This window comes from Paenochrobactrum glaciei (assembly GCF_039522165.1).
GTDB classification, from domain to species: domain Bacteria; phylum Pseudomonadota; class Alphaproteobacteria; order Rhizobiales; family Rhizobiaceae; genus Paenochrobactrum; species Paenochrobactrum glaciei.
Genome location: NZ_BAAADE010000001.1, coordinates 464,576 through 478,109, shown reverse-complemented (window position 1 = coordinate 478,109; position 13,534 = coordinate 464,576). Strand labels below are relative to the sequence as shown.

Annotated in this window: 16 protein-coding genes; 9 read left to right on the top strand and 7 right to left on the bottom strand. The window is 49.3% G+C overall.

Annotated elements, in window-relative coordinates:
- Positions 1 to 102 precede the first annotated feature (102 nt).
- Positions 103 to 450, top strand: a complete 348-nt coding sequence (locus ABDZ76_RS02375; RefSeq protein ID WP_343800768.1) for an ArsC family reductase — start codon at positions 103 to 105, stop codon at positions 448 to 450.
- Positions 451 to 502: 52 nt separating this feature from the next.
- Here ABDZ76_RS02375 and ABDZ76_RS02370 read toward each other — a convergent pair whose 3' ends face one another.
- On the bottom strand, positions 503 to 1,483 hold the full coding sequence (locus ABDZ76_RS02370; protein WP_343800765.1) for a polysaccharide deacetylase family protein: 981 nt from the start codon (positions 1,481 to 1,483) through the stop codon (positions 503 to 505).
- 347 nt (positions 1,484 to 1,830) lie between these two features.
- Between ABDZ76_RS02370 and ABDZ76_RS02365 the strand changes: the two genes are divergently transcribed.
- The 8 genes from ABDZ76_RS02365 to ABDZ76_RS02330 all read left to right on the top strand — a co-directional run bounded on the left by ABDZ76_RS02365 (position 1,831) and on the right by ABDZ76_RS02330 (position 8,659).
- A complete protein-coding gene (locus ABDZ76_RS02365; protein WP_343800762.1) occupies positions 1,831 to 2,502 on the top strand; it encodes a tetratricopeptide repeat protein in 672 nt (223 codons plus the stop codon).
- Positions 2,503 to 2,615: 113 nt separating this feature from the next.
- Positions 2,616 to 4,076 carry a ribosome biogenesis GTPase Der gene (der, locus tag ABDZ76_RS02360; protein ID WP_343800760.1) on the top strand — a complete coding sequence of 487 codons (1,461 nt, stop codon included), beginning with the start codon at positions 2,616 to 2,618 and terminating at the stop codon, positions 4,074 to 4,076.
- A gap of 328 nt (positions 4,077 to 4,404) precedes the next feature.
- Entirely contained in the window at positions 4,405 to 5,697 is a 1,293-nt protein-coding gene (locus ABDZ76_RS02355) for a cell wall hydrolase (protein ID WP_343800758.1), read from the top strand.
- A gap of 201 nt (positions 5,698 to 5,898) precedes the next feature.
- The gene (locus tag ABDZ76_RS02350) at positions 5,899 to 6,303 is read left to right on the top strand and encodes an AtpZ/AtpI family protein (protein ID WP_343800756.1); all 405 of its coding nucleotides are present in this window, start codon (positions 5,899 to 5,901) and stop codon (positions 6,301 to 6,303) included.
- 130 nt (positions 6,304 to 6,433) lie between these two features.
- Complete coding sequence (locus tag ABDZ76_RS02345) at positions 6,434 to 7,183, top strand: F0F1 ATP synthase subunit A (protein WP_343800755.1); 750 nt, start codon at positions 6,434 to 6,436, stop codon at positions 7,181 to 7,183.
- Positions 7,184 to 7,252: 69 nt separating this feature from the next.
- Positions 7,253 to 7,480, top strand: a complete 228-nt coding sequence (locus ABDZ76_RS02340; RefSeq protein WP_007632966.1) for a F0F1 ATP synthase subunit C — start codon at positions 7,253 to 7,255, stop codon at positions 7,478 to 7,480.
- A gap of 100 nt (positions 7,481 to 7,580) precedes the next feature.
- A complete protein-coding gene (locus ABDZ76_RS02335) occupies positions 7,581 to 8,168 on the top strand; it encodes a F0F1 ATP synthase subunit B (protein ID WP_343800753.1) in 588 nt (195 codons plus the stop codon).
- An 11-nt stretch (positions 8,169 to 8,179) separates the two neighbouring features.
- Positions 8,180 to 8,659 carry a F0F1 ATP synthase subunit B gene (locus ABDZ76_RS02330; protein WP_343802951.1) on the top strand — a complete coding sequence of 160 codons (480 nt, stop codon included), beginning with the start codon at positions 8,180 to 8,182 and terminating at the stop codon, positions 8,657 to 8,659.
- A 166-nt stretch (positions 8,660 to 8,825) separates the two neighbouring features.
- Here the strand turns inward: ABDZ76_RS02330 and ABDZ76_RS02325 are convergent, their stop codons facing one another.
- The 6 genes from ABDZ76_RS02325 to ABDZ76_RS02300 form a co-directional block, all read right to left on the bottom strand.
- Positions 8,826 to 9,488, bottom strand: coding sequence for a ribonuclease HII (locus ABDZ76_RS02325; RefSeq protein ID WP_343800752.1), 663 nt, complete (start codon positions 9,486 to 9,488; stop codon positions 8,826 to 8,828).
- A 90-nt stretch (positions 9,489 to 9,578) separates the two neighbouring features.
- Complete coding sequence (locus tag ABDZ76_RS02320; protein WP_343800750.1) at positions 9,579 to 10,733, bottom strand: PA0069 family radical SAM protein; 1,155 nt, start codon at positions 10,731 to 10,733, stop codon at positions 9,579 to 9,581.
- Between the two features lie 144 nt (positions 10,734 to 10,877).
- A complete protein-coding gene (gene moaB, locus ABDZ76_RS02315; protein WP_343800749.1) occupies positions 10,878 to 11,414 on the bottom strand; it encodes a molybdenum cofactor biosynthesis protein B in 537 nt (178 codons plus the stop codon).
- 12 nt (positions 11,415 to 11,426) lie between these two features.
- Positions 11,427 to 12,326, bottom strand: a complete 900-nt coding sequence (locus tag ABDZ76_RS02310; RefSeq protein WP_374844551.1) for a 4-(cytidine 5'-diphospho)-2-C-methyl-D-erythritol kinase — start codon at positions 12,324 to 12,326, stop codon at positions 11,427 to 11,429.
- 15 nt (positions 12,327 to 12,341) lie between these two features.
- The gene (locus ABDZ76_RS02305; protein WP_343800744.1) at positions 12,342 to 12,527 is read right to left on the bottom strand and encodes a hypothetical protein; all 186 of its coding nucleotides are present in this window, start codon (positions 12,525 to 12,527) and stop codon (positions 12,342 to 12,344) included.
- A gap of 113 nt (positions 12,528 to 12,640) precedes the next feature.
- The gene (locus ABDZ76_RS02300; RefSeq protein WP_374844550.1) at positions 12,641 to 13,483 is read right to left on the bottom strand and encodes a S49 family peptidase; all 843 of its coding nucleotides are present in this window, start codon (positions 13,481 to 13,483) and stop codon (positions 12,641 to 12,643) included.
- Positions 13,484 to 13,534: the final 51 nt, after the last annotated feature.

The following is a 13,534-nucleotide window of genomic DNA, read 5'->3' as shown; positions in this document are numbered from 1 at the left end:
AGGTGTGTTCAACGCACCTGCCTTTTTATTTGGTAAGGTTCATTTCAATGCACCAATGCTTTAGAAGATTGTTGAAATTAATATGAATCGGAGTGTTAAGCGATGAGCGTGACAATTTATGGGATTAAAAGCTGCGATACGATGCGCAAAGCCTTCAATTGGCTGGAGAGTGCAGGCATCGACTATAAATTTCACGATTATAAAAAAGAGGGGCTTGCACAGGCTGATCTGGAACAATGGGCTGGAAAAGCCGGCTGGGAAAAACTGCTGAACCGTGCCGGTACTACTTTTCGTAAATTGCCGGAAGAAGATCGCGCTGACCTGAACGAGCAGAAGGCAATCAGCCTGATGCTGGCACAGCCTTCTATGGTTAAGCGTCCGGTTTTGATGAAGGACGGTCAGATTATCGTCGGCTTCAAGCCAGAGCTTTACGAAGAATTTTTCAAATAAGATTTGCAATATAAAAGAGTGGCCGGTTTAACTTGTCACTCTTTAAGCGCTTTTAGCGGGAAAATGCAGCCGTTTCCGCCAGATAATTTTGATAGCTGGTGCATTTCACATCCGGCTTGTCGCAAACCTCACGGGCAAGACGTTCCATCGCACGCCAATAGGCGCCATCATTCATCAAAACAAAATGGAAGCCCATCTGAAATGGTGCGCGTTTGCCATTATATTCTTTGTGAAAAGCGGTTTTGAAAGCCTGATAACTGCGCTCTTCAAAACTGGCGGCTTGTTCCGGCAGTTCTTTGCCTTTGGAGTGGCGCACATATAAATTATAGTCCATGACAATGACCGGGCGTTTGGACGGGCCTTCCGGAATTAGCGGCAGGCCGAAAGTTGCCAAGCCTTGTTTAATGGTCGGGCGCTCCGGTGCGTTGGCAACGCCCGATGCCTGATAAATAAAATTGTTCTTTCGCAGCGCATCCTGCACTGGCTTATCATCGGATAAATAAGGGGCGCGAAAGCCGGTAATTTTATTGGCGACGAAATCCTGCCATTCGGCCGGTTCTCCGGCAATGTCATTATCTTTATAGGCTTGGGCGGTGATACGGTTGAACTCGTTGATCTCCTGATCCCAATCTTTGGCGCTCCATGCTTTGCCGTCGAAATGACCACAGCCATGACTGGCAATCTCATGGCCTTCCAAATGTGCCTGCCAGATATGCTGAAGGCGCGTTTCCACTTCCTGTTTATCTTGTGCAAAGCCGACATTAGAGCTGCCGCGTTTTAATTTGGGCGGCTGATAGTGGCTGCGGTCAGCGCGCTGCAATAAAAAGACGCATGAGAGAAAATAGGTAAACTGCACATCCGTTTGTTTGGCAAATTCGCGGCTTCTTGCCCAAAGCGCATTATCATGCGCCCCGTCAAAAGAAATTAGGACATATTGGGTCTTTGGCTGAGCGGATGTTTCTGTCGCGGGTGCAGCGATCGCTGTTTGACTGAAAATTAAAGTAAAAGCGGCGACGGAGTGAAGAAAACGCATTAAATAAGCCAATCATAGTTCGGACATAAGAGCCAAGCATATAAAGCACAGCATGGATATATTATCTGTTCCTGATTCTTTGAAACGGGTTGTTATAACCACATTTATTATGCAGATGTCAGGCAACGGGGCTGTTTTCTAGATGTTGAATGTGGCAAAGGTCAGGTCATTGATATCAGAGAATAATCGGGCTTGTGGTGTAAGCGGCAGCTTATTTGTCTGTCAGGGCTTACAAATGCTGCAAAATCCGATTAAAAGCTCATTTAAGTTAAAGTGATCAGCTTTTGTGACCGGCTTTGTGGCTGGTATGAAAGCAAATAGAAACTCAAGGTTCAGACGGCAGGTTCATGGCAGACGATAGCTTCATTCGCGAGGTAAACGAGGAACTCCGATCCGATCAGGCAAAAGCTGTCTGGCGGCGGTTTGGTCCGTTGATTATCGGTTGTGCAGTTGCCATTGTTTTGGGCACGGCTGCTAATGTCGCTTATACAAGCTGGACATCGAGCAAATCGTCTGCTTCGGGCGATAAATTTTTGGCGGCTCTTGATCTGGCCTCCGAGGGCAAAAATGATGAAGCTTTGACCGCGCTCGATGATCTGGAAAAAACCGGTTATGGTTCTTATCCGGCTTTGGCGCAATTGCGTGCAGCCACTGTGCTGTTGCAAAAAGGTGATGCAAAAGCTGCTGTTGAAGCTTTTGACAAAGCTTCACAGGATAATGCTATTCCTGCACCATTGCGTGATATGGCGCGTTTGCGTGCAGCTTATATTCTGGTCGATAGCGGCTCTTATGACGATGTGGCCAAGCGCGTGGAAACCCTGTCAGCAGACAGCAATCCGATGCGTCACAGCGCGCGTGAAACTTTGGCTCTGGCTGCATGGAAGGCAGGCCGCAACGAAGATGCGGCGAAACTGTTCAAGCAGAATGCTGATGATGCTGTTGCCCCTCCTAATCTTCGCCAGCGTGCCAACACCATGCTCGATTTGATGCGTGGTGCAGGCACGTTGTCTGAAGGCTGATATTTTACGAATAATACCGCTGTTTGATAGACGGTATTAAACTTTAAGAAAAACGGGGCATCTGATGGCATGGCTTTCGGGTGCTCTTATGACGATATGGGGAAAGCCCTTCAATGTCTTTTACTCTTGCTATTATCGGACGTCCGAATGTCGGCAAGTCAACTTTGTTCAACCGACTGGTCGGGCGCAAGCTCGCGCTGGTGGATGACCTGCCAGGCGTTACCCGTGACCGCCGGATGCATGATGCGAAACTTTATGATTTAAGGTTTCAGGTCATCGATACGGCAGGTTTGGAAGACGCTGCCAACGACACGCTGGAAGCACGTATGCGTGCCCAGACAGAACTGGCGATGACTGAAGCTGATGCTATTTTGTTTGTAGTTGATGCTAAGGCGGGTGTGACACCTGCCGATCTGACCTTTGGCGAAATGGTGCGCAAATCCGGCCGTCCGGTCATTCTGGTTGTGAACAAAACCGAAGCACGCGGCAGTCAGGGCGGTCTTTATGATGCCTATACGCTGGGTCTTGGTGAGCCATGCCCGATTTCTGCCGAGCATGGTCTTGGTATGGCTGATCTGCGTGATGCTATTGTGGAAGCACTTGGCGAAGAGCGGGTTTTTGCCCGTGAAAAAGCTGAGGCAGCCGAACACGCGGCCGACGCTGTCTTCACACCTGCAGTCATCGGCGCACTTGTTGGTGATGATATCGAAGATCCGGATGCAGAAAATGTTCCGGCCTATGATCCGACCAAGCCATTGCGCATTGCAATTGTCGGTCGTCCGAATGCCGGTAAATCAACACTCATCAATACGATGCTGGGTGAAGACCGTCTGCTGACGGGGCCTGAAGCCGGTATTACACGTGATTCTATTTCTGTTGACTGGGAATGGCGTGGCCGTCAGATCAAACTGTTTGATACAGCCGGTCTGCGCCGTAAGTCACGTGTGCAGGAAAAGCTCGAAAAACTCGCTGTATCTGATGGTCTGAATGCTATTCGTTTTGCGGAAGTTGTCATCATTGTTCTTGATGCGACTATTCCGTTTGAAAAGCAGGATTTGCAGATCGCTGATCTGATTATCCGTGAAGGCCGCGCTCCGATTATCGCGTTCAACAAGTGGGATCTGGTGGAAGACCGCCAGATGGTGCTGGCTGACCTTTACGAAAAAACTGCCCGTTTGTTGCCGCAGGTGCGCGGTATCCGTGCTGTGCCGATTTCCGGTGAGCGCGGGCAGGGCATTGATAAGCTGATGGAAAATGTGGCGATTACAGATGAAATCTGGAACCGTCGTATTTCGACAGGTAAGCTTAACCGCTGGCTGGAAGGGGTTATCACCCATCATCCGCCGCCAGCTGTTGCCGGTCGTCGTCTCAAAGTTAAATATATGACGCAGATCAAGACCCGTCCGCCAGGCTTCGTGGTTTCTTGCTCGCGTCCGGATGTGATGCCGCAATCTTATGTCCGTTATTTGATTAACGGTTTGCGCGACACATTCGATATGCCGGGGGTTCCGATCCGCTTGTCGTTGCGTACATCGGATAATCCTTTTGCTAATCGGGCGAAGAAAAAGCGTTAAAGTTAGCGTTTTCTGAAATGATGAAAGCTCCGGACAATGTTCCGGAGCTTTTTTTGTTATGTGAAAAGGATGATATTTTTTTGTATTGATTAATTTACAAGTTTTATTTATTAAATTCGATTTTATGTTATATTTAAATAATTTTATATTGAATATTCTTGTCGATAATTTAATTTATATTTAAAAATTTTAATGAATTATATGATTTAATAAATCATTTACCAATATTACCGAGATATTAATGTGCATTTGTTAACTATCCATCAAGGTTAATACTTCATTATCGGCGTCAGTTGAGTGAGTTCGTGTTAATTGAGTGGAGAGTTCGGTGCGCTTTTTGTCACTGCGGAAGTTTGGCCGCCGTTCCAAAGGCCTGTCACAAACAGAGTGGCAATATCCGGCTCAGGGTTATTGCCCTGAGGATGGGCGTTATTATGCCGTTCGCGCTTATCCGCGCGTTGAGCAATCGCGTCACGGTGTTGTTGCTCCGGCGCTGATCGCGGCGGCATTCAGCCTTCTCAGTACAACCGCTATTGCCTTTCAGGATATGGCCAGTCTTGTGACATCGTCAGAGCAGGGCGAAAACCGCTGGACGGCTTATATGACGCCGGCGCCTGCGGGCTCTGTCCATAAGGCGGAGATGCAATTTGTTGATGCTTCGTTGGTCACAGGCTCGGTTGCGGCCGCTGGTATTAATGTCGAGGGTATCGGCAAGGTGGCTGTGGGTGGTGTCAGCCGTCAGGCAAAGCTTGGCGTTGATGATCCTGATCCGGATGAAGCGCGCATTGTACGTGGTGATAAGCAGGGGCGAATCGTAACTATTGCGCCGGTCGCGCCGCAGCGCGCTTTCAGCGCTGGCAGTCTGCTTGATCGCGTCAGCATGATTTCCCGTCCGGCAGAAAAAACCGATGCGAAAATGCGCTTTGATAAATCGCCGATTGAGGGGCAGGAAATTGCCATCACGATGGCTTTTCACAGGCCGGTCGTTGCTAAGCCTAAAGTGCCGGTTCCAACCATGCTGGCAAGCCTGATTACCAATGATACACCTGATTCTCTGGCGCTTGGTTATGCGCCGCCAAAACCGGATTATGCGCGTAATTCCCCTTTTGAAGCGATTCTGTCGCCGGATGAATCGGATGGGCGATTTGTCCCACCTATCGGACCTAAAGACCATGCATGGGCTGCTGCCCCTTTGCCTCCAAGTGCATTTGAGAAGAAAGAACAGCAGTGCTTGGCTGAAGCGGTCTATTATGAAGCGCGCGGCGAAACTGTAAAAGGCCAAGTGGGGGTTGCGCAGGTTGTGCTCAACCGAGTGCGCAATCCGGCCTATCCGTCCACGATCTGTGGCGTGGTTTATCAAAACCAAAATATGTTGAATGCCTGCCAGTTTTCCTTTGCTTGTGACGGTCAAAAGCACCGCGTCACTGAAATGGCTGAGTGGGAGATGGCCAAGCAGGTTGCAAAGACAGTCTCTGCCGGTCAGATTTGGTTGCCGGAAGTGGGGTCTGCTACCCATTATCACGCTACATATGTCAGCCCGAAATGGGGCCCGACAATGATCAAAGTTTCACAAATCGGACTGCATATTTTCTACCGTACACGTTACGGCGGATGGAGCTGATTTTGGAGAGATTCGGTGCTTTGAGAAGCCTTGTTAAGGTTGCTCAAAGGTAGAATTAATCTAATGCATTGATTTTATTGAGTAAAAAACCTGCAATGTCATGTGTTTCAGCGCCTTGACTAGAAGGCGGCGTGCCAATATGTTGCGCGCATCTTGAAAGTGAGCTTTTTTCTCCTCATGTCGCAATAAAGGAGGCTCTTTATGGCAAGCGATAAAGACCGCAAAACGCCATCTGGAACTGACGATGCAGCAAACGGGCAGCAAAACTCATCTTCATCGAATTTTGCAGACCGCTTAAACAAACTAGAAGCCGATTTGGTCAAAAAAGGGGCGTTTAAGAAACAAAATTCGCAGAACGGGCAATCTGAGAATTCAGCTCAAGTTGCGCAGGCCATGAAAATATCCAGCGAATTTATCGCCGGAATCGTCGTTGGTGCGCTAATTGGCTGGTCTATTGATCAGGTTGCTGCTACATCGCCTTGGGGATTAATTATCTTCCTCATGCTTGGCTTTGCAGCAGGCGTTTTGAATGTGCTACGCGTTACTGGCAAAGTCGCTGAAAAAGACGACTTAAGTTTAAGAGCGCAAAAGCACGAAAAAGAATAGATATTGTGTTGGCGTATTGCTAAGACAATTTTGACTTAGTACGAAACTTGTGTAATGCACTTTTCGTGAAAGGCTTGTAAAAGCCGGTGACTTCAACGCCTGCGGGCAACGGACGATAGACGAGGTTAAGGTGGCAAACGATCCGATCCATCAGTTCCAAATTTCCCGGTGGATTCCTATCGACGTCGGCGGTGTCGACCTCTCTTTCACCAACGCATCAGCTTTTATGGTCGCAACTGTCGTTGTGGCTTCAGCGTTTCTTTTCTTTTCTTCATCGGGTCGTGGTCTTGTGCCAACCCGCATGCAGTCTGTATCGGAAATGGCTTATGAATTTGTCGCGACGAGCCTAAGGGATTCGGCCGGGTCAAAGGGTATGAAATTCTTCCCCTTTGTCTTTACCCTGTTCATGTTCATTCTCGTGGCTAACTTCCTTGGTCTGTTCCCGTATTTCTATACGATTACCAGTCAGATCATTGTTACTTTTGCCCTTTCAATGCTCGTTATCGGAACTGTGATCATTTACGGTTTCTACAAGCATGGCTTTGGTTTCCTGAAGCTGTTCGTGCCGCAGGGCGTCCCAATGATTATCGTACCATTGGTATCGATCATTGAAGTGATCTCCTTCCTGTCCCGTCCGATCAGCCTTTCAGTTCGTCTTTTCGCCAGTATGCTGGCTGGACACATCACCCTTAAGATCTTTGCAGGCTTCATTGTTTCAATGGCTGCACTTGGTCCTATCGGTATTGGTGGCGCAATTCTCCCGCTCTTCATGACGGTTGCCATCACTGCACTGGAATTCCTCGTTGCATTCCTGCAGGCCTATGTTTTCACAGTTCTAACTTGCATGTACATCAATGACGCGGTGCATGCCGGTCACTAAAACTTCTCGCCGGCGGATTTCCGCCAGAACAGAAATCCGCATAGCTAATTAATCCAAAAGGAGCTCATCATGGAAGCGGAAGCAGCAAAATACATCGGCGCGGGTCTTGCCTGTTTCGGTATGGCCGGTACGGCCCTCGGTCTCGGCAACATCTTCGGCAGCTACCTTTCAGGTGCACTGCGTAACCCTTCAGCAGCTGACAGCCAGTTCGGCCGTCTGGTGTTCGGTTTCGCTGTTACGGAAGCTCTGGGCATTTTCTCCTTGCTCATCGCGCTTCTGCTCTTGTTCGCTGTCTAAGATCGACGCAACAAATATGGCCTGACCGCGCTGTTCTTAAATTTAAGGATTATGCGCGGTCGGCTGTTGCATATGACGCCTGAGTGAAGAGGAAGATTGGATGTTCGTGTCCACGGCGTTTGCCCAAACTGCAACGGAAGCCCAGCCTGTTGAAGCTGTGCATACCGAAACCGGTATTGCCCATGAATCCGGCACGGGCGGCGTGTTTCCTCCGTTCGATTCTACCCATTACGCATCGCAGCTCTTGTGGCTTGCTATTACGTTTGGGCTTTTCTATCTGTTCATGTCCCGCGTGGTTGTACCGCGTATTGGTGGCGTGATCGAAACTCGTCGCGATCGTATCGCACAGGATTTGGATCAGGCAGCACGTTTGAAGCAGGACGCAGACAATGCGATCGTTGCTTATGAAACAGAACTGTCTCAAGCCCGTACCAAAGCCGCAGCAATCGGTAATGAAGCACGCGAAAAAGCGAAAGCAGAAGCTGAAGCTGAGCGTAGCGCTGTAGAAAAAACTTTGGAAGCAAAGCTTGAAAAAGCTGAAAACAGCATTGCTGAAATCAAGGCGAAAGCCATGAGCGATGTTGGTTCGATTGCTGAAGAAACTGCAGCTGACATTATTGACGAGCTGATCGGTACCAAGGTTGATAAATCAACTGTTACCGCTGCTGTTAAAGCAGTCAGCGCCTAAAGGAGACGATGATGGACGCTACGTTTTGGGCACTCGTCGGCCTCGTAATTTTTCTGGCAATAATTGTTTATCTTAAAGTGCCTGGTGCAGTTGCCAAGTCTTTGGATGAACGCGCAGCAAAGATTTCTAACGAACTCGATGAAGCACGTACATTGCGTGAAGAAGCTCAGGCACTGTTGGCTGAGTATCATCGCAAGCGCAAGGAAGCGGAAAAGGAAGCAAGCGACATCGTTGCTGCTGCTGGCCGTGAAGCCAATGCGATTGTTGAAGATGCCAAGCAGAAAACAGAAGAATATGTTGCTCGTCGCAACAAGCTTGCTGAACAGAAAATTGCCAGCGCTGAAGCGGAAGCAATTAAAGAAGTTCGCACAGCTGCTGTCGAACTGGCTGTTGCTGCTGCAACCCGTATCGTTGCCGACAAGGTTGATGCGAAAGCTTCTGCAACATTCTTTAAAGACTCGCTTGAACAGGTTAAATCCCGTTTGAACTAAGAGTTTTAATCAGTCTGATTTTTAAAACGCCATCTCTTGATTGAGGTGGCGTTTTTTATTTTGACTATAAATCCGTCTGTTTGTGCTTATGTAACAAGCAACAGTCTTTAGCCGCATGTGCGGGTGCGGCTTCGATATTTTAGTCGCGCTGCGACAGGTCGCTTGGTTAGCGGATGAAGCGGCCTTTTATCGGTGCGAATGTATAACGATGAAGGCCGGGAACGGGCCCTGTCGTTTCAATCGCCTCGCGATGCTTGGCAGTGCCATAACCGGCATGACCTTCAAAACCATATTCAGGATGATGCTTGCCTGCCAGTTCCATCATGCGGTCACGGGTAACCTTGGCAACAATTGATGCCGCTGCAATCGATACCGAACGCTGATCGCCTTTAATCAGTGCTTCAGCATTGCATGTCAGGTGAGGGGGCACATCGCGCCCATCAACAAGCGCGTAATCTATTTTAACTGCTGACGATGCCACAGCACGCTGCATAGCGGTAAGTGCGGCTTTGCGGATATTGCTGTTATCAATTTCATCAGCTGACAGGCTGACCGCAGAGACGGCCAGAGCCTGCGTTAAAATCAGATCATAGAGCTTCGCGCGTTTTACGGCAGTCAGGCGTTTGGAATCATCCAGACCTTCAGGCAAATTATCCGGATCCAGAACTACGGCTGCGGCCACAACCGGCCCTGCTAGCGGCCCACGACCTGCCTCATCAATGCCTGCCACAAATTGGCAGCCATCTTGATAGAGCCGGTTCTCATGTGAGAAATCGGGCGTATAGGTGAGGGGAAGGGGGGATGAAGAATCACTAATTTTACGAGCCATGTGAGAGATTAGAGCATTGAACCGTTAAAATTAAACAACGGAAATGCCCTTGTTGCACACATAGGCTCGTGAATAGACCAGCGCGCTTCATTAAAACAATGAAAGTTGTGTGCCGCCTTCTTGCCTTGGACTAAACAGATCAGTGCGTAAACGCTTTTTGCTGGTATTGAGGCCAAGTTTTTTGGCGGCAATTTCAAAACGTCTGCCGATCTGCCAGGCATATGGGCCTTCACCGCGCATGCGTTTGCCCCATTCCGCATCATAATCCTTGCCACCACGCATGGAGCGTAAAAGCGTCAACACATGGCGATATTTATCGGGATAATTACGCAGCAGCCATTCTTTGAAAAGCGGCGCTACTTCTAACGGCAAGCGCAACAGAACATAACCGGCTTCTTCAGCACCTGCGGCGGCAGCTGCATCCAGAATACGCTCGATCTCATGATCGTTAATACCGGGAATGACAGGCCCTAACATCGCGGATACGGGGATACCAGCTTGTGTTAACTCACGCATGGTTTGCAGGCGCAATGTTGGTGTTGCAGCGCGCGGCTCCATTGTGCGGGACAATTTAGCATCCATCGTGGTCAGTGAAACTACCACCTTGACCAAACCTTTTTCCGCCATGCGGCTTAAAATGTCGATGTCGCGGCTAACCAGACCCGACTTCGTGACGATGGCAACAGGATGTTGTGCATCTTCCAGCACTTCAAGCAGGCCGCGCATGATACGCCATTTTTTCTCTATGGGCTGGTAAGGGTCGGTATTGCTGCCAATAGCTATAGTGCGCGGAATATAACCGGACTTCGACAATTCTCGCTGCAACAGATGCGGTGCATCCGGCTTGGCAAAGAGCTTGGCCTCAAAATCAATACCGGCCGACAGCCCCATATAGCTATGGGTCGGGCGAGCGAAACAATAGATACAGCCATGCTCGCAACCACGATAGGGGTTGATGGAGCGGTCAAAGCCGAGATCAGGCGAATCATTGCGGGTGATAATGCTGCGCGGTTTCTCCACCTGCACTTCGGTTTTAAACGGCTCAAGCTCTTCAAAGCTCTGCCAGCCGTCATCAAAATCATCACGCGAAAATTGTTCAAAACGGCCTGACGGATTGATACCGGCAGCACGTCCGCGTCTTCTGGATTGGTCAACCCGTAAGCCGTTTCCTGTAATAATTGCATTGGCATGTTCGGTGCGCCCGCTGCCAAAAGCTGCTGTATCTGCCTGCTGGATAGCATCCATCGTCTTCTCCTTCGCGGAAAAGTGCCGCCCTGAGGGCGTTTCCTGATTATCTGATAGTTACGGGCAAGATGTTAGAATCTGTACCCTGTCTGTTCTTTTATATATAGAACGGAAATCAGAACATTACAAGAACAATATCGGAGGTTATTTTTTGCGGCGCAGATGCTCGTCAAGCCGTGGCATGATCTCAACGAAATTGCAGGGCATGTGGCGGTAATCAAGCTGATATTGCAGGATATTGTCCCATGCATCACGGCATGCACCGCTTGAGCCTGGCAGAGCAAAGACAAATGTCTGGTTTAACAACCCGCCTAGAGCGCGTGATTGAATGGTGGAGGTGCCGATTTTCTCATAGGAAATGCGATGAAAAATAGTGGAGAAACCATCCATCCGTTTTTCAAATAAAGGCTCAAGCGCTTCGGGGGTGACATCACGGCCGGTAAAACCAGTGCCGCCGGTGGTGATAATCACATCAATACCGGCCTGCTGCGACCACTTTTTAACAATGCTGCGGATGGCTTCGATGTCATCCGGCACGATGGCGCGTTCAACGAGCTTATGCCCTGCATCACATAGTCTTTGTTGCAATGTATCGCCGGACTTGTCATCAGCCAGTGTGCGCGTGTCGGAGACGGTCAGAATTGCGATGCCGACCGGAATAAAACTGCGTTCATTGGTCATGGCATGGCTCCTTTAGTGACTGCCATAGGTTTGAGTGGTGACCACAAACCAATCAGGATGGGCTTGGCGAATTTGCTGTTTTGCTTGCAACATGTTTTCGCGGGTGGAAAAGATCGCAAAACATGTGGCACCTGAGCCGGACATCTGGACAAAATCAGCGCCCGATGCTGTCAGTTCATGTAAATGGGATTGCAATTGTGGTGCTAATGTTTCCGCAGGCTTGAACAAATCATTGCGAGTCTTGTGCAAATAGGCGCAAACCTCATCAATGCTTTGAAAAGCATCGGGTGCAATCAATGAGGGATTATCGCGCTTATGCAGTGCTTTAAAAATGGTTGGGGTGGCAAGTGCCGTGCCATCATTAATCAGCAGGATATGCAGAGCCGGAAACTCAACGAGTGGTGACAGGTCTTCACCAATGCCTCGCACCAGAAGGGGAGCGCCGTTTTGCTGGCTGTGCAAGCACATGGGCACATCAGCACCCAGTTGTAAGCCCAGTTCCAACAGCGTTTCATAAGGTAGATTAAGCTGCCAAAGCTCATTGAGTGCTGTGAGGGCTGCTGCGGCATCGGTTGAACCGCCGCCGATACCAGCTGCAATCGGCAGTTTCTTTTCCAGATGAATATGAACGGGGAGGCATCTTGATGGATTTTGCGCGCGTAGCAGGTCACGCGCTTTCAGCACCAGATTGTCATTATTCAGCGGGATAAAAGGCGCATAATAACCGCTGACGGTAAAATCATCGTGCAGAGCAGGGGTGACACTGATGTGATCACCGAAATCGCCAAAAGCGACAATCATTTCCAGCTCATGATAACCATTGGCGCGTTGGCCGGTAACATGCAGCGCAAGATTGATTTTCACTGGCGCCAGACGGGAAATCGTCGCGCCATCACGAGCGGAAACACTGATAGACATGAAAACAGTTTAATCCTTGCGAACGCGATATTCGCCGGTTTCAGGATCTTGTTCCAAGGTGCCGTGCGCGCGGTTTTGCGCTTCTTTTTCCTCGCGGCGGACTTTCTTGGAAACCCGCACTGCTTCACGTTTGAAAGAGCGGTAAACATACCATGCAGCGGCTGCAATCAGCAGAAGAAAGATAGTCTGAGGCATGGTTCACTTGTCCTTAAACCGTCGTGCTCTTGGGGGCTCTGCACTTATCCAGTCAGATATATCTATGATAGTGCAGAGATAAAGCGTTGCAATTGTTTTATTCTGTTTGCGCTTTAAAGGCCATAGCGGGACCAAAGCGCTTTTTCTTCAATTGTGGAAAGCATGGCATCGCCTGTTTGTGATGCAACCTGTGCCAGCGCCTCATTGTTAAAGCCGATAGCGGGCAGTTTTTTGCCTAAAAATCCGCGCTGTGGCTGAATGAGGTTAAGTTTGGTTTTGGAGCCATAATGTTTCATCAAATGGCTGCGAATGTCACCAAGACTGTCCACAAGGCCAAGTTCCTTACCCTTAATGCCAGTCCAGAACAGACCGCTGAAAAGATCAGGATCATCACTTAATTTTGTGCCGCGGCGCTCCAGCACCATATCAATGAAAGTTTTATGCACTTCCAGTTGCAGGGCTTTCAGACGTTCAATATCGGCTTCTTTTTCCGGCAAAAACGGATCAAGCGAAACTTTGTTTTGGCCAGCGGTATAAACGCGGCGTTCGACACCGATTTTCTTGATCAGTTCCGTAAAGCCGAATGAGGAAGAAACCACACCAATGGAGCCGACAATGGAGGATGGATCAGCAATGATTTCATCGCCTGCAAGTGCAATCATATAGCCGCCTGATGCTGCTACATCTTCGACAAAGACAAAGACTTTCTTCTTCTTTTCTTCAGCCAGTGCACGGATGCGCTGATAGATAAAGCGCGACTGCACAGGCGAGCCACCCGGCGAATTGATGGTGATGGCTACAGCGGGAGCTTGTTTGTCACTAAAGGCTTTTTGAAGTTCGGCCGCAACGCCTTCCAGTGAAAGGCTCGGGCGCAAACTATTGCCGCCGCTCATAATGGCGCCATGCAGCCGCACAACCGGAATTTCAACGCTTTTGGAGCGAAAACGACGTGGCATGAGGCGGGCGATAAACTTAACCAAGATGAGCGGCTCCATTGGTTGAAGAGG